Raw genomic sequence first — 15,280 nt, forward strand, 5'->3', positions numbered from 1 at the left:
GACGGCAATCACTCCGCCTGCCAGCACGAGGACCGCATCACGGACTCACACCAGTACCACGACCTGCGAGTTCACGATGAAACGATCTCAATGGGTTCTTCGGCGGCGCCCCTCCCAAATGCGCCCTGTGCCCCGCCAGCCCGCAACCGGCGGTCCGGAGCGCTCAAGGTAAGCGGAGCTTCGACGTCTGTGAGCACGTCCCTTGTCAGTGCGGTGCGCTTCACTGTCTGACATGAAGCTCACGCAAGCGACCGTCAACGACCTGCTGGCCCGACTCGGCCCGGGGAACAGCTACATGTACCTACCCAGCGACCTGGATCCGCAGGAGCTGACCGATCTGCTCGGCAGCAGGTACGGCGCTGCGCGCACCCTCGCCCTCGACGGCTTCACCGATCCGACGGTCGACGAGTCCCGGGGCGCGGCTCTCCTCGTCCCCTTCGAGGACCGGGCCGTGACGATACGAGCGTGGGCGTACGGGGATCAGTGGATCGGCACGGGTACCGCGCGGGACGCCGAGGGGGCCAAGCGTCCTGTGTTGGTGGTCGCTCACAGGGAGGTGCCAGAGCCCTTGGCCATCGCTCCGGATGAGCACGTCGACTGGATGGAGCGGCTCAGACAGATAACCGGCTGGGCACAGCCCGCCCAGCGGCCGGACCTGGACTGGGCTGAGGTGGAATCGCACCTGGGCACCACCCTGCCGAGCGACTACAAACGCATGGTCGAGACGTTCGGCAAGGGCGCCTTCGACGGATATCTGGACCTGAACCAGGAGCCATGGACGGGCCTCAGGCACGACGGCCTGCTCATCTGGGCGGGCACTGAGCACGAGGACGCATACTGCTGGAAGACCGACGGCGACGACCCCGACCGTTGGCCCGTCGCGGTCCGGTCCTTCGACGGCGAGGACCTCCTCTTCGACTGCCAAGCCGCGGAATTCGTCTGCCGCATCCTCATCGACCCGCACCACCCGTACACAATGGCCCGCTACTTCGACACCCATTGGTTCATGAACTACCAGGAAAGGGGCTGACCGAACCTCGCCACCAACGGCGTCCGCAGCCTGGTTGACGGGCGCCTTCGGGGAACAAGGCAGAGTCGTCCGCCACAGCCCAGATCCTGCGACAGTGTGCGGACGGGCGTATTGAACAAAGTCTCACTCCGGGCTTGGCGGACTCGAAGCTGGCCCTGGTTGCCGTAGGTCCTGCGCCAGTGCTCAGCACCCTCTGCAAGGTCGGCGAGAGCTCGGCGCAAGGTAGAGCCCTTTTCGGCGACAGTGACGTACCTGTGGTCCAGGTCGGCGAGGCAGGCGGCGATCTGCTCGCTACGACGGAAGGCCCAGCGGATCAGCTCGTGCGGAACGCCGGCGACTTCCATGACCGGACAGCGCCCGGCGGTGACGGTGCAGGGCTCGGAGGCCAGGCCCAGCGCCTCGCACGCCTCCATCATCACGACTTCGTCGTAGAGCGCGGACGGGGCCACGGTCGACTCAAGCAACGCCGTGGAGTGCACCGTCCCCCCAGATGCCCTTCCCGCTGACTCCATCGGCCGTATATGCAGGGCTACTTGGTCCAACACAACGCGCCGTGTGCCGACGCCGAGGTGGACTTCGGGGGGTGTGGGTCGACCTGGCCGGGCAGTGGCGGCGGTGCTGTCACGGGCAGGTCCGCTGGAAGCCCAGCCCGGTCGCGTATTCGTCCCACTGTTCGCGGGTCAGCCCGCCGCCCGCGATACGGCAGGCCGTCCGGATCGGGTCGGCGCTGATCGCCGGCAGGTCGCCGAGGTCCCGCACCAGCGCGGTGCCGTCATGGCTTGCGGTGACCAGTCGGCGGCCGTCGGGGCTGAAGGCGAGATCGGTGACACTGTCCTGGTGCCCGGTGAGGACGACGGCGGGGTGCGGCCGGGTACGGTCGCCGACGTCCCAGAGGGTGGTGCGTCCGTCGTCGCCCGCGGCGGCGAGCAGGTTTCCGCCAGGGTGGAACGCCAGCCGGTGGATGTCGGTCCGGCGGTCGTCGGCGGGCACCGCGCCGACCCTGTGGGGGTGGGCGGCATCGGAAACGTCCCACAGCAGGACGGCTTGGTCGGACCCGCCGCCGGTGGCCAGGGTCTTGCCGTCTGGGGCGAACGCCGACCTGGAGTCTCCGTCCGGCAGTTCAACCGGCCTGGCGTGCCGGTGCGGGTCCCACAGCACCGTCCGGATTCCGCCCGGCAGAGCCAGCAGCCGTCCGTCCGGGCTGAAGCGGGCCGGGCCCAGCGTGCCCAGGCCCGAGAAGCCTCCGAGGTCGCGGGGGCGGCTGGGTCGGGTGACGTTCCACAGCCGTGCCCAGGCGGGTGAGAACACATTGCTCGCGCCGGTGGCGACCAGAGTGGAGCCGTCGGGAGAGAAGCCGACCGAGAGGACCACGTTGCCGGGGCGGGCGAGAGCGGCCACTCGGCGTGGGTGGGATCGGTCTGTGATGTCCCACAGCAGGATGCGGCCGTCGTCGCCTCCGCTGGCCAGGCTCTTTCCGTCCGGGCTGATCGCGAGCGCGCGGACGGTCTTGGTGTGTCCGGTGAGCGTCGCCGTCCGCCGTCGGCGAGCGGGATCGGTGAGGTCCCACAGGTCTATGGTTTCGTGACCGCCGCCGGTCGCCAGGGTGCGGCTGTCCGGGGTGATGGCGACCGCGTCGAGCGAGCTGCCGGAGGCCAGTTTTGCGGCGACGGTGGGTTGGCCTCGGGCGGCGACATACCAGCGGATCACCGATTCGTCGGTCGCCGAGACCACGGCATGGCCGTCCGGAGCGAACGCCAGGGCTTCTACCAACCCGGTGTTTCCAGAGAACGTCCGTACCCGCTGTGGGCGGCTGGGGTGGTCGAGATTCCACAGGTTCACGTCGTCGTCGAAGCCGCCGGTGACCAGTCGGCGGCCGTCGGGACTGAATGCGATCGCGGAAACCTGATCTGTGTGGGCGGTCCAGGAGGCCAGCAGCCTGGGCCGGGCCGGTGCGGAGAGATCCCACAGCAGGACGGTGCGGTAGCGTTCGGCGGCGAACAGCCGGCCGTCCGGGCTGAACGCCATGGTTTCGTTCAGCGAGTCCTGCCGGGTGAGCCGCCGCGGCCGCGCCGGGTCGGCGACGTCCCAGAACGTCGCGCCGGAGCGGCGCACGATCGAGTCCTTGTCTACCGGCTCGTCCCGCGAGGTGACCCGGCCGGTGGAGCTGACCAGGGTGCGGCCGTCCGGGCTGTAGACCAACGCGCTGTTGTCGTACACGTGTCCGCGGATGGTGAGCTGCCGCGGGTGGGCCGGATCGCGGAGGCTCCACAGCACGAGCGATCCGCCGAGGGTGTCCTCGTTCCACCAACCCGTTGCCGCCAGGGTGCGGCCGTCCGGGCTGAAGGCCACGGCGTCCGGAGCGCCGGGCAGCGACTGCAGGCGCAGTGTGGCGAGTCGGCGCGGGTGGTCCCGGTCGGCCAGGCTCCATACGTTCACTGAACCGTCTCGGCAAGCTGTGGCGAGCAGCCGGGTGTCATGGCTGAAGGCGAGCCCGTCGACGTAGTCACGGCAGCGGGGAAGGGTCGTCGTCCGGGACAGGCGCGCGTTGTCCTGGACGTCCCACACGGTGATCCGGTTCTCCCGGTCGGTGGTGGCCACTAGTCGGCCGTCGGTGCTGATTCCGGCCACCTGGTGGGAGCCCTCTTTCGTCCGCCCGTCGGGCAGCGGCGCGCTGCCGCCGAATGGGGTCTCTGCCAGCGTGTCGAACACCGCCTTCCGCGCCTCAGCCGTCGGGCGGATCCGGTACGCGGCGAGTCCCAGGCGCAGCGACGTCTGCGGGTCGGACTGGCGCAGGTTTCCGGCTTCCGCGGTCAGCGCCCGGTACGTCGCGAGCCGCCGCTGGTCCTGCGCCGTACGCTGCTGATAGAAGGCCACTCCTGCGGCGATCAGCGCCAGGCACAGACCCACCGCGACCCCGCCCAGTGCCTGCTTCAGCCGCCGGGTGCGGTGCGCGTCACGAAGCCGTTCCGCGCGTACCGCTGCGCCACTGGCCACCAGGAACTCCAGGTCCCTGCGGCGCAGCGGCTGCTGGCGGAGCCTCATCCGGCGATCCAGGTCTTCCGCGGCGTCCAGACGGGTGCCGCGCAGCAGGAATGACGAGTCGCGGCCAGCCGCCTGCCAGGCGTCAGCAGCATCCGCCAGTTGCTGGCGCAGCAACAGGTCCGTCCGGTCCTCGTCGATCCAGCGGCGCAACTGGGGCCAGGCGCGCAGCAGCGCCTCGTGGGAGATCTGGGCTGTCATCCGGTCCATGGTGATCAGCCGGGCGATTGCCAGCTGGTCGCAGATGTCGGTGATCAGCCGCCGCTCCCGCGGCGATCTACCATCTAGCAGCTCCGTGAGCCGCACTCGGCGGCGCACCACCGTACCGGTGCCGTCCGCGGTGAGGTGAATCATGCGCAGCAGCAGGTCGCGCAGTGCCCGGCGGCCGGGCTCGTCGAGGGACTGGTACAGCTCCATGGTGGTCTTGGTGACGGACTGCCAGATGCCGCCGGTGCGCTGGTAGCCGACCAGGGTGAGGACCGCGCCGCTGCGGGTGCGCCAGGTCTCGCGCAGCGCGTGCGCGAGGAACGGGAGGGCGGCGGTGTCGTCCGGGCCGGCCGCGGCTGCGGGCCCGAGGATTCCGCCGTGCTGCAGGTCGTGCAGCAGCCGGTCGGTCAGGCCGGGCTCCAAGGTCAGGCCGGCGGCCTCTGCCGGCCGCTCGATGGCGGTGCGCAGGGCGTCCTCGTCCATCGGCGATACGGTGAGCTGCCCACGAGCGAGGGCCCGGACCAGCGGCGGGTGGGCGAGGCAGCTGCCGTAGTGATCGGCGCGCAGGCCCAGGACGACACGCGGGGCTTGGCCCTGGGCTCCGCCGGTGAGCAGGCCGATGAACCTGGCGCGCTGCTCGGTGTCCCGGCAGCGGGTGAAGATCTCCTCGAACTGGTCGACCACCAGCAGTCGGCAGGGTCTGCAGCCGGGCAGCGGCTCAGGGAAGCCGTCGCCGTCGGTGAAGGCGGTCAGTACCTCGTCTGTCCGCCGTCCGGTGGCCTGAGCCCACAGCTCGGCCAGCGACCGGAGCGGCTGCGGTCCAGGCGCGGGCAACAGCAACGCGGGCCAGGGCACACGGTCGGGCCAGCCGCCGCTCCCGGCTGCCTCGTGAAGCTGCTCCAGCCCGGCCAGCAGCCCGGCCCGCAACAGCGAGGACTTGCCCACCCCGGACGCGCCGACCAAGATCACCGGGAGCTGGTCCGGCGGGCGGCCGACGCTGCCGCTGACGGCGTCCAGCAACCGGGTGGTGATCTCCTCCCGCCCGAAGAAGTGCCGGCTGTCCTCCGCCCGGAAGGGCTCCAACCCGGGATGCGGGCAAGGTACGTCGGCGGGTGGGACATACCCGGGCCCCGGCACCGGGCGGTAGCCGCGGTTGCGGGCGACGAGCAGCTCGCCCAGCCGCCCATCGCTCTGCCGGTGCGGACGCACGGGCGAGCCCTCGGACTCGCGCTCCAGCAGCGCATACACTCGATCGATGGTCAGCCACGGCGGCCCGGCCGGGTCGCCCCTCTCCAGCAGTCGCAGCAGCCGACCGCTGAACAGGGTGTGGCGCTCGCCCTCCGGCGCAAAGGACAACGCGAAGTGCGAGGCCGAGCTGAGCAGAACGCTGCCGCCGGGCCGGGCCGAGGCGAACGGCTCGCTGGACCGCCCGCCCACCGGCACGGCGGCGCGCCCGGAGAAACAGCAGTCCAGGATGACGATGCCATCCCCCGAGGCGTCGCTCAGCAGATCTTTGACGGTGCGATACGGCACCGCATGGGAGACACGATCCGCGGCCTCGGTGCCGTATGTGGCCAGGTACAACTCGTCCCCGGGGCCAAGCAGCCCGTGGCCGACGTAGTACAACAGCAGCACACCGGGGGCATCGGCGACCGCCCGCTCAACCGCTGCGACCACGTCCGGCGGGCTGGCGTCCGCCGGAACCCGATGGATCGCATCGTCCGGCATGCCGCACACGTCGCCCAGGACGCGCTGCAGGTCGTCCAGCGTATTGTCGACCGACGGCAGTCCCGGCAACTCCGACCCGGAGACGTGCCTGCCGGTGCCGACCAGGATCGCCCGCGCCCCCGGCGCCGCCAGTCCCACCTCCGCGGCGGTGCCGCCGTTCACGGCCCGGGCGGGGCGGCGCTGTCCGGTTCGGCCCGGTGCTCGGGCGCGGGCGGGTCGGTGACCGTGGCGGCTAGCCGCTCGACCAGCTCCGCGGCTTGCGCTGCGCCCGCCTTGACCTGTGTGGACTCGATGCTGATCTGCGTGCCGTCGGGCCTGGTGACGGTGATGGTCTGGCTGCTGCGGCGGCTGGCTGCCCAGGCAACCACAGCCCCGGCGAACACCGTCGCCACCCCGCCCGGCTCCAGGATCGCAATGAGCGCGTCCATCGCCCCGCTGCCCATCGCCCCGGGCGGCGGAGGCTGCGTATCCGGCCGGATACGCCCCCGTAACCGCGGCTCCGTGGTCAACCAACGGCGCAGCTCAGCGCTGCCGTCCCGGCCACCGTCGACGGTGATGACGATACGCATGGTCCCCCGACACCCCAATGGGCCGTCACTGCCTGCCTCTTGACGGCAGGTAGCGTACCCGTGACCCCATGCCATGAGGTAGACCTGATGTCGACGGCCGGAGACCGTCGGACGACTCAGCGTGCTCCGGGAGCATCGGCCGGTACGGAGCGGCGGTCCGGGACGCCCAACTGTTCTGGTTCTTCGTTCCGTCCAAGTCGCGAGAGCCGTTCTGACGGATGATTGAGAGAGCAGGCGGCGAACCCGCCCAAGTACCGCTGTTTGGATACGGGTTCGATCGTGCTGTTCCCCGGCCCGACGCCGCTCACCGGTGACCGCTACTCGTGGCTGCGCGTCCCAGCTCCCAGCCGCGCGTCTCCGTACTTCGCCCGGCCCGGCGTTGGGATCCCGCGGAACGGGCACAGGTCCTGCCTGTCGCAGCGCAGGCGGCAGTTGACGTGACGCTGACCTGCATAGATGCCAGATGTTCTGGGACTGCGAGCCGGTGGCGATCTCAAACGATCTGGCTTTCGCGGAAGTGGTGATGACGCCAGGGTGGCCCGTCCGTTGTCAGTGGTGCCTGGCAGGGTGCTCTTCGTGAACCTTGAGAAGTTCTGGGAACTTGTAGAGACGTGTCGCCGACAGGCAGAGGGCAGAGATGCGCGACTTGCATGGCTTCGTTCTGATTTGTCGTGCAGGCCGCTGGCGGAGATCGTTGAGTTCCAGATGTGCCTGGACCAGGTGACCCGTCAGGCTTTCACCTGGGAGCTGGTGGCTGCGGCGGAGCGGATCTTCGGCGGCCGGTGTTCGGATGACGACTTCTGCTACTTCGACCTCTGGATGGTCGGGCTGGGCAAAGACACCTTCGGGCGAGCTGTGCTCGACCCTGATGCTCTGGCTGACGCTCCTGAGGTCCTGCGCCTGGCGGGGCGAACTTGGAAGACCTGGGGTGATGACTGGCCCGGGTGGGAATCGCTCGACCATGTGGCATTGGAAGCCCATGGACTAGCGACCGGGGATCCCGACGAGTGCGGGGATGCTTTCTATGCGGCTGTGGAGACCCAGCGGGCCGAGCACGCGGTCAGCCAGGGCCTGGCCGGGAAACGCTGGAATGTTCGGGATGAAGACGAGGCGGCTCGCAGGCTGCCAAGGTTGAGCGTCATGTTCCCGCTCAGCGCCGACGCATGAGGCGCAACAAGTACGCGTTTGTTGATGGAGAACGCCGAGACTTTGGCGCTCTCAACGGGATGCCTTTCACGGAAGTGTGTGGCAGGTCAGCCGTCTCGCTCTTCGGTGAAGCTGCCCGTGGTCTCCCTGAGACGATGCCGTGCTGCATCCAGGCGCTCCGCATAGTCAGCGGCGAAGATCCCGGGAAGTGCCTTGTCCAACGTTCCCGCGATCTTGTGGATCGGGGCCCATGCGGCCGGATCGTGGACCAGACGGCTGAGATCCGTCATCTGAACTCGCTCCAACCAGTCCGAGAGGACGAGCGCCTCGTCGGAAGTGAGCTTGATCGTGATCTCAGTGTTGTCCACGGCCCGAACCTATCCCGTTGTCCACCCGGGGAAGTCTCGTTCGCGGTATAAGCAGAACTGCCTGTAGAGGGGGTCCTGGGTTCCGAGGGTGGTGTAGATCCGAGCGAATCGTCGGCTCAGCCCGGCGGTCGTCGCCAAGTAGAGCTCCTTGGGGTCAAGGGCGGCTGTGGGCGGATCGAGGATCAGGTGCGTCAGCACCACGATCTCGGGGAACGCCGCGAGGTGACCGCGGTCGTCGGCCGAGACCTTCTTGCTGATGGCGAGAGCTTCGATTCGATCGAGAGCCTGTCGAGAATATGCGGCCACGCAGCCTCGCCCAGGAGCGCGTCAGCTTCGGGCGTGCCTCCGTACAGGTAGTGCGGGGAGACCGGCGCTGGGCTCTCGCCGGGAAGGCGTGGTCGGTGGCCGGCATCGTGGCGGGCGATCAGATGCACGGTGGACCCGGCTGAGCGTCTGCGTTCTGAGAGTTGTTCGGCGAAAGGGAGAGAAGGCCACATGGCATCGTCGCCACCGGCGACAAGCAGCAGATCGGCCCGGGCCCTTTCCACGGGGATCTCTGCCAGAGGGAGCATGTGAGCGAAGCTCTGCTCGCTGAGTTCGTACCATCCACGAATGGCGACCGGACCGTTGTCCGGGTCGATCGGAGTCCAGGAATCGTCCATTGGGACGAAAGGCAGAGGTTGCCCCTGCCAAGTCCAGGAAGAACGATACGGGTGCTGTTCTCCATCGGGGCCCGGACCCACGTTGCACCAGACTCGCGACGTGGGTGACAGCGCGATGACAACGTCGACGCGTGGGTCGTGCACCGCCGTGAGCAGAGCTGCTTCAGCCCCCTTGGACCCACCAAGGATGCCGATACGTCGTGCCCCGCTCGCTGCGAGGAAGTCGACCGCGGCGGTGAAGGTCTCCAAGGGGATCTCACAAATTCCCGGGGACTGCCCCGGCCCGCCGAACCAACGAATGGACAGAGCTGTGATGCCCTGCTGAGCAAGGATGCGTGCTCTCTCGCGTTCGATGCGTCCGCTGGAACCGGCCAGGACCAGCACGCCGATGTCGCTACCGTTGGCGGGAGCGGCCAGGACGCCCTCCCATGGATGGTCCAGCTCCTGTTCAGCAACGTCCACGTGCTCCCCCAGCTAGACGCGTCAAGGTCAAAGGTTGTCTTGGCAGCTTCTCAAACACACCCGAGGGCTTGACATCGAGACCCGCAGATTAGGGGGAGCGCCGACCGGGAAGGTCCGCTACGACAACCTTAGAGGGCGCTCGATCTAGGCGGATTGCCCTTTATCTCCAGGCAAGTTCCTCGCCAGGTGGGTGTCGTCTCGTCCGTTATGCGCTTGGTGAGGTTGTCGATCGGGGCGACGTGGATCATGGCCTCCGAGCTGGCGGGCAGGGTCTCGCAGTCTCGGACGAGGCGCCGGTGCAGCATGATCCAACCAATACTTCGTTTGACAACCCAGCGCCTCTTGACAACGCGGAAGCCGCGAACTCCCGGGTTTCCGTTGACGACTTCGACGTCGATTCCGAAGCTGGCGCCGTGTTCGATGACGGCGTTCTTGAAGCCGGTGTCGACCCAGCTCTTGGAGATGGCCCCGCCAGGCGGCGTAGTAGGCATGGACAGTGCCATGGTTGGGGAAGTCGTGCGGGAGGCATTTCCAGGGGATTCCGGTGCGGTTGATGTAGAGGAGTGCGTTGAATACGTCGCGCAGGTCGACCTTGGCCGGTTGCCCGGTAGGCCTGCGGTCGAGCCGAGCCTTTCTCCAGGCCGTCAATGTCGGCTCGATCAAGGCCCATCGGGCGTCGGACAGGTCGCTGGGGTACGGCTTCCGCTGACTCAAGCCGTAGCGTGATCATGGATGCGGCGGACGGTGCTGCTCCGCTACTGCTGGGCGTTTCCGCCTGATCTTCAAACCGGACTTCGCGCGCTCAATGGACGCGGGGGTGAATATATAGGGCAGACACCTCAAACTTGACGGCCATGAAAGTTACTTACCGGTATAGAGCATCTCTAAATGTTTACTGAGAACCCGCAGCGGTCGCACCAAGGTCGAGCCGGGACGGTGGGCCCACAACCAAACCACCAAGCAGCGCAAACACCGCGACGCCGGCAGAGCCTTTCCCCATCCATCCGCACCCCCCGACCGAGTGTCAGGAGCCTGGAAGCCCCGGGCGTCGCGCGGCAGGGGTCAGAGCCTGCTTCTGATCGCAGTACTGAAGCGCGCGGTGAAGAGATGACCGAGCTTGGCGGGCGGTCCAAGTCTCTATGCTGACTGCCTTCATAAGAGGGGGAGGGTGCATTGGCACGGCAGGTCACGCTCGGGCAGGATTTTCGGCGGTTGTGGGGCGCCTACGGGATCAGTGCTGCGGGCAGTGCCGTCGCCATGGGCGCATTGCCGCTGGTCGCCCTCCTGGTGCTGCATTCCTCAGCGTTCCAGGTCTCTCTGCTCACGGCTTTGTCCGCCGTGGCCAGCGCCGTGATCGCCCTCCCGCTCGGTGTCCGTATTGAGCACCAGTACAAGCGGCCCGTCATGATCACTGCTGATCTGGTCCGCTGTGCCGTGCTGGTGAGCGTTCCGGTCGCGGCGACTTTCGGCGGGCTCACCTTCGTCCATCTGTGTGCCGTCGGCATCCTCCAGACGGCCGCGGGGGTCGCGTTCGACGCGGCGAGCGGCGCGCACCTCAAGGCGCTCATCCTGCCCGAGCACCGTCTTCGTGCCAACAGCCTGTTCGAGACCACCAACTGGATCAGCGTCAGCGCCGGACCGCCCGTCGGCGGGCTCCTGGTCGGTGTCCTGGGCCCCACCACGACGATGGCGGCCGACGCCACGTCCTTCCTCGGATCCGCATTAGGCATCCGCCGCATCCGACGGCCCGAACCCGCGCCACCGGCACCCGCCGCCGCTCACTTGGCCCGCGACATCGCCGCAGGCTGGCAGTACATCCTGCGGCATCGAGGACTGCGCTCGCTGTTCTGCAACTCCCTGCTCTTCGGCGGCTCCATCATGATGACGTCACCGTTGATGGCCGTCCTGATGCTGCGTGACCTCGGCCTCGCGCCGTGGCAGTACGGCCTTGCTCTGGGGCTGCCGTGTCTGGGTGGCGTTCTGGGTTCACGCCTGACCCCGCTACTCACCCGGCGGTTCGGGCAGCGCCGGATCCTGCTACTGTCCGGCGTCGCACGCACACTCTGGACGATCCTGTTGCCGCTGGCGCCTTCCGGCGCCCTGGGCGTGTCCATCATCGTGACCGCCGACTTCGGGCTGCTCTTCGCCGCCGGCGTCTTCAACCCGTCCTTCACCACCTACCGCATGGAGGCCACGCAGGACGCGTTCATGACCCGCGTGGGCACCTCCTGGTCCGTCAGCTCGAAAACGTGCCAGGCAGTCTTCATGATCGTCGGCGGGCTGATCGCCGAGACAGCGGGCGTCCGCGGTGCGCTGATCATCGCCGGCGTGCTGTGCTTGTCGAGCGCGCTCCTGCTGCCATGGCGCAAGGCGCACGCTTCCGCCGAAGGCATTCCAGCATCCGCGGCAGAACCGGTCCCGGAACCGGCCCCAACCCAGGCCGACTCGCCGTAGCGAAGTGTGGGACCGCGCCTGCCGCTACTCCCGTCGCCCGTCTCCGGAGGGGACCCGTTCAAAAGCAACTGCATTGGGCCCAGAGGACCGCGAGTTCACGGAAACTGAAGGTGTTTCAGTAGGAACCCGCAGGTTCGATGCCCAGATTCTGGGGGATGGACCCGCGGGTTCGCGGTCAACTCGCTGGGCTGGTGGGGCTCTCCGCCCGAAATTCCCAAGACTGCTCTCCCTCCCCGTGATTCGGTCGCGGACAAGTGCCAGAGGCTGTCTGGTCGTTCGGGTGCCCAGGTTGCGTCACCCGGCCGTCCGGGACGTCAGGCCGTGGCACGGCCGGCAGCGCCGACCAGTTCGTCAGTGGCTGCGATGGCGGCCTCGCGGCGGGAGGCCAGGGCGGTGTGGTCGGTGGCGTCGCGCAGGTTGAACGCGGCCAGGGCAGCCTGACGGGCCGGCCCAGCAAGGGATCGTTCAAGGACAGATACCGCGACCAGTGGGCTGGTTACGGCCGAGCGCGTGGCACGGGAGGCCGTGCGGGCTGCCTCGACGGCTTCCTCGCTCGCGCCGTCCAGGCGCAGAAGTTCGCGATGCCACATGGCCCGCCGATGGTCGCCCAGGGCGGCCACCAATTCGCCCAGCGCCCTGCGCAGCGCTTCTGCCCTCTGGTCAGCACGGGCAGCGCTCTGAGCGATCCGCGCACTCTTTATCTGAAGCAGACCGGTCAGAGCGCCCCCAAGCAGTGTGCCGACCACGGCAATAATGCTGGGCCACATCGCAAAGTCCTCCTTGAACAGCAGTAATGAGGCGGGTTGGAGTCAGCCGCTCCCGTTCAACGCCGTGTTCCGGTGCGGTGTCCGGAGCAGAACGCAGAGACAGGCAGGCTTCGTGCAAGGATGCCGCCGGGCTCACCACCTGGTAGGAGTGACCCAGTCAGCTCCCGGTGTCCTTCATGACACGTCCCACCGAGACGTCCGGTTGCCGTCCGGCCCCTTTGCCCCGAGGCCCGGTCAGGCGCGCCAGAATGTGCTGCGCCGGGCACTGGCGCACATGGCCCGGCACTTCGGCTACGTTTGGACCGAGGAAGCATTGCTGTAAAGCGGTGAGTGGGTCCGTGTCGTGCGTCCCCGTCCCGACTTCCGCGTTGTAGCAGGCGGGCTGGCCGCAGTGGGAGCACACGGCGACACGGCCGGTGAAATCCCGGGACTGGTCCGTGCGGCTGTGCGGGTACCACTCTTGAGCCAAGCGCTGGGAGAGCTTGTGCCAGTCCCTGCGGAGCAGGTCGGCCGCGGCGGGAACGCCGGACCGAACACTGCACCGTCCCCCTACGGCTGGGCGGTCTCCAGGCCCTGGAGGTTCTTGTCCACGGCGTCGCCGAGCTGCTTCTGCATGATCTCGGTGGCGTACTTCCGCACCGTCTTGTCGTCCACGCCCTGGCACGCATCAGGCCGGCCTTCGGACTTGGCCTTGTCACCGGCGGCCATGGCGTCTTTGAACTGCTTCTCCATGGCAGCCTTGCAGGCAGCGGGGTCGGCCTTGGAGTCGTCGCTGCCGCTGCAGGCGGTGAGGGCTGCTGCGAGGGCGAGCAGGACGGTGCAGGCGGCTGTACGGGTTTTCATGTTTCCCCCAGTGGTTGCTGATGCTGAGGAAGATCATGCGGGCTCTCGGGGGCGCTGTGGGGTGCCTGTGGCTGTGTTGTGACACGGCGAGCCCCACCGAGGGACCGTACCGCGGCTCGCCGGGAGTCGCGTGTGGGCATGGGGGTACCCGGAGGGCCGGGCCTGGCACCAGCAGTCACCCTCTTCACCGCGTCATCCCGGAACCGAATCACCGAGGACGGCAGACGGCCGACCCGCACCACCGCCGACCGTGTCCAGGGCACCGCCGGTGACCGCCGCAGTGTCAGGCGCGACGCCAAGGCGACCTGCCCAGCCGCCTCCACGGCCCCTGGGCAGGTGGCACCGCACCAGGCAGAGCGCGGTGGGCTGCGGGCGGGCGCCAGAAGGATGACGGGCGGCCCGCACCAGGGCGCACGGCAAAGGGCCGCCCCGGCCTTGCAGTCCTGTCACAGCAGGGCGCTCCAACGGTAGGCCACGGGCGGCCGCGCTGCCCGGCACCACGACCTGTCTTCCGCTCCGGAGGCCGGGGGCGGGCACAGCCGCCTGTAGCACGCCCCCTCGGCCCCGTTGAGCCGCGCGCTCTTGTCAGCCGAGGGCACCGGGGCCTGCGGGGCCACTTCGATGGTTGCCCGGGCTGCGGCCGGATGCGACTTCGGGCTTGCCCGTAGTCCTTTGTGCGGCGAACGCGGTACGCGAAGGGCGCCGGTAGCCTCGCCCGTGGGGCAGTGCGGCCACCCGCCCAGGCTCGCAGATTCCGCAGCTGGCATCCCGGCACTGTGGCTGCCCCGGGGCCGCCGTACGTGATCCGCCGCAACGAAGTCTCGGCATTTTCACCGCGAGTTGAGCGTTCTGCTCTCCGGCTGCGAGAGCGACCGGAGCGACTGGGTAACATCCGACCATGGTTCAGAAGATTGTGACCGTTTACTCGGACGACCTCACCGGTACGGAATCGGACGAGGTCAGCACGCACAGGTTTTCCCTGAACGGCATTGAGTACGAAATCGACCTCACCCCGGATAGCTACGACAAACTGGATGCGGCGCTCCGGCCATTCATCGAAAAGGGCCGGAAGGTGGGCCGGACGAAGGTGCCGGGTCGGGTACGCGGGGACGCCGCGGACGGTCCCAGCGCGGAAGAGGTCCGTGCGTGGGCTCGCGAGAACGGCTATGAGGTGAATGACCGCGGTCGCGTCCCCAGGGAAATCCGAGAGGCGTTCGAAGCCGCCCACTGACCCACGAACGATCGCCCCCGGCGCAATGCCGGGAAGTCGAAGTACATGCGAAGGTCCCGGGCGTGCACGGCCTGCGTGTTCCACTGCAAGGACGCCAGCCGTACCAAGAAGTAGCGGTCCAACGCTACGTCGTACTCGCCCGCCGGACTGATCAGGAACGGCCGGCCCACGGGCATGCCGGCACCGACCGGCAAGAAGGGGGCACCCCGAAGGGATACCGTCGCGGTGCCGGTCCGTGAGACGGACGGCACGCACTGGCTGCCGCGCACCGAGATCCAGCGGCTGCTCTCCAACGCCGTCGCTGCCTCGGGGATGCCCACGGCCCAAGCACTCGCCGAACTCCCCCACTACGCCATGGCCCAGGCGCAGGCGCAGGCGGATCCTCCCCCAGCCGACCCACAGATCAGGCGGGGCCGGTCCAGCCGCCAGCAGGAGATACGGGAAGCCTACGAGCAGCTGCGCCCCGCGGGGCAGGGCAGACCTATCGGCGAGGCCAACGCCCGCGGCCCAGCCGCGATTCAGGAGTTCGAAGCAAGCGGGGAGGGCGAGACCGGGTGGGTGCTGTGTGTCGTGGAAGACCGGGCGCCGGTCGCGGTGTCCGCACCGGTGTGGCGGGCTATCAGGGCCGCCGGGCGGGTGCGGGCGGCCATCCGCTCGTCCTCGTCGGCTTTCCCGTCCCGGGTAGTGACCGGGACGACCACCGCGGCCCGTGTGTGGTGCCGCCGGACTCCCGAAAAGTCGATCTCGACGGCGGCATCTGGGGAGCGGGATGCC

General features: G+C 68.5%; 11 protein-coding genes and 1 pseudogene. 4 read left to right on the forward strand and 8 right to left on the reverse strand.

Annotation, left to right across the window (positions count from 1 at the left end; genetic code table 11):
* The first annotated feature begins 232 nt into the window (after nt 1-232).
* A complete protein-coding gene (locus tag ACIPSA_RS47565; RefSeq protein ID WP_402647581.1) occupies nt 233-1,030 on the forward strand; it encodes an SMI1/KNR4 family protein in 798 nt (265 codons plus the stop codon).
* On the opposite strand, the gene ACIPSA_RS47570 is transcribed toward ACIPSA_RS47565, so the two are convergent.
* The 3 genes from ACIPSA_RS47570 to ACIPSA_RS47580 all read right to left on the reverse strand — a co-directional run bounded on the left by ACIPSA_RS47570 (nt 1,012) and on the right by ACIPSA_RS47580 (nt 6,573).
* Entirely contained in the window at nt 1,012-1,509 is a 498-nt protein-coding gene (locus ACIPSA_RS47570; protein WP_402647584.1) for a hypothetical protein, read from the reverse strand. The two genes, ACIPSA_RS47565 and ACIPSA_RS47570, sit on opposite strands and share 19 nt — an antisense overlap.
* Nucleotides 1,510-1,651: 142 nt before the next feature.
* Entirely contained in the window at nt 1,652-6,166 is a 4,515-nt protein-coding gene (locus tag ACIPSA_RS47575; RefSeq protein ID WP_402647587.1) for a hypothetical protein, read from the reverse strand.
* Nucleotides 6,163-6,573, reverse strand: a complete 411-nt coding sequence (locus tag ACIPSA_RS47580; protein ID WP_402647588.1) for a hypothetical protein — start codon at nt 6,571-6,573, stop codon at nt 6,163-6,165. The genes ACIPSA_RS47575 and ACIPSA_RS47580 overlap by 4 nt, the downstream gene beginning before the upstream one ends.
* A 576-nt stretch (nt 6,574-7,149) precedes the next feature.
* Between ACIPSA_RS47580 and ACIPSA_RS47585 the strand changes: the two genes are divergently transcribed.
* Nucleotides 7,150-7,740, forward strand: coding sequence for a DUF4240 domain-containing protein (locus ACIPSA_RS47585; protein WP_402647591.1), 591 nt, complete (start codon nt 7,150-7,152; stop codon nt 7,738-7,740).
* Between the two features lie 86 nt (nt 7,741-7,826).
* On the opposite strand, the gene ACIPSA_RS47590 is transcribed toward ACIPSA_RS47585, so the two are convergent.
* From ACIPSA_RS47590 to ACIPSA_RS47600, 3 genes and pseudogenes are all read right to left on the reverse strand, one after another.
* The gene (locus ACIPSA_RS47590) at nt 7,827-8,087 is read right to left on the reverse strand and encodes a hypothetical protein (protein WP_402647593.1); all 261 of its coding nucleotides are present in this window, start codon (nt 8,085-8,087) and stop codon (nt 7,827-7,829) included.
* 191 nt (nt 8,088-8,278) lie between these two features.
* Nucleotides 8,279-9,211, reverse strand: coding sequence for an acyl-CoA thioester hydrolase/BAAT C-terminal domain-containing protein (locus ACIPSA_RS47595; RefSeq protein ID WP_402647594.1), 933 nt, complete (start codon nt 9,209-9,211; stop codon nt 8,279-8,281).
* Nucleotides 9,212-9,339: 128 nt separating this feature from the next.
* Nucleotides 9,340-9,925: pseudogene (locus tag ACIPSA_RS47600) on the reverse strand (transposase).
* A gap of 459 nt (nt 9,926-10,384) precedes the next feature.
* Here ACIPSA_RS47600 and ACIPSA_RS47605 point away from each other — a divergent pair.
* Nucleotides 10,385-11,665 carry an MFS transporter gene (locus ACIPSA_RS47605; RefSeq protein WP_402647597.1) on the forward strand — a complete coding sequence of 427 codons (1,281 nt, stop codon included), beginning with the start codon at nt 10,385-10,387 and terminating at the stop codon, nt 11,663-11,665.
* A 314-nt stretch (nt 11,666-11,979) separates the two neighbouring features.
* Here ACIPSA_RS47605 and ACIPSA_RS47610 read toward each other — a convergent pair whose 3' ends face one another.
* Nucleotides 11,980-12,432 carry a protein kilB gene (locus ACIPSA_RS47610; RefSeq protein ID WP_402647600.1) on the reverse strand — a complete coding sequence of 151 codons (453 nt, stop codon included), beginning with the start codon at nt 12,430-12,432 and terminating at the stop codon, nt 11,980-11,982.
* 549 nt (nt 12,433-12,981) lie between these two features.
* Nucleotides 12,982-13,275 (reverse strand): hypothetical protein, encoded by a 294-nt coding sequence (locus ACIPSA_RS47615; RefSeq protein ID WP_402647602.1) that lies wholly within the window; start codon nt 13,273-13,275, stop codon nt 12,982-12,984.
* Between the two features lie 898 nt (nt 13,276-14,173).
* Between ACIPSA_RS47615 and ACIPSA_RS47620 the strand changes: the two genes are divergently transcribed.
* Nucleotides 14,174-14,506 (forward strand): Lsr2 family protein, encoded by a 333-nt coding sequence (locus ACIPSA_RS47620; RefSeq protein WP_402647604.1) that lies wholly within the window; start codon nt 14,174-14,176, stop codon nt 14,504-14,506.
* The last annotated feature ends 774 nt before the right edge of the window (nt 14,507-15,280 follow it).

The organism is Streptomyces sp. NPDC086549 (genome assembly GCF_044746205.1).
Lineage (GTDB): Bacteria > Actinomycetota > Actinomycetes > Streptomycetales > Streptomycetaceae > Streptomyces.

What these genes read in the sequence shown, in the direction of transcription:
- ACIPSA_RS47565 (WP_402647581.1), top strand. Translation starts at nt 233, where the DNA reads ATGAAGCTCACGCAAGCGACCGTCAACGACCTGCTGGCCCGACTCGGC.
- ACIPSA_RS47580 (WP_402647588.1), bottom strand. Translation starts at nt 6,573, where the DNA reads ATGCGTATCGTCATCACCGTCGACGGTGGCCGGGACGGCAGCGCTGAG.
- ACIPSA_RS47610 (WP_402647600.1), bottom strand. Translation starts at nt 12,432, where the DNA reads ATGTGGCCCAGCATTATTGCCGTGGTCGGCACACTGCTTGGGGGCGCT.
- ACIPSA_RS47615 (WP_402647602.1), bottom strand. Translation starts at nt 13,275, where the DNA reads ATGAAAACCCGTACAGCCGCCTGCACCGTCCTGCTCGCCCTCGCAGCA.
- ACIPSA_RS47620 (WP_402647604.1), top strand. Translation starts at nt 14,174, where the DNA reads ATGGTTCAGAAGATTGTGACCGTTTACTCGGACGACCTCACCGGTACG.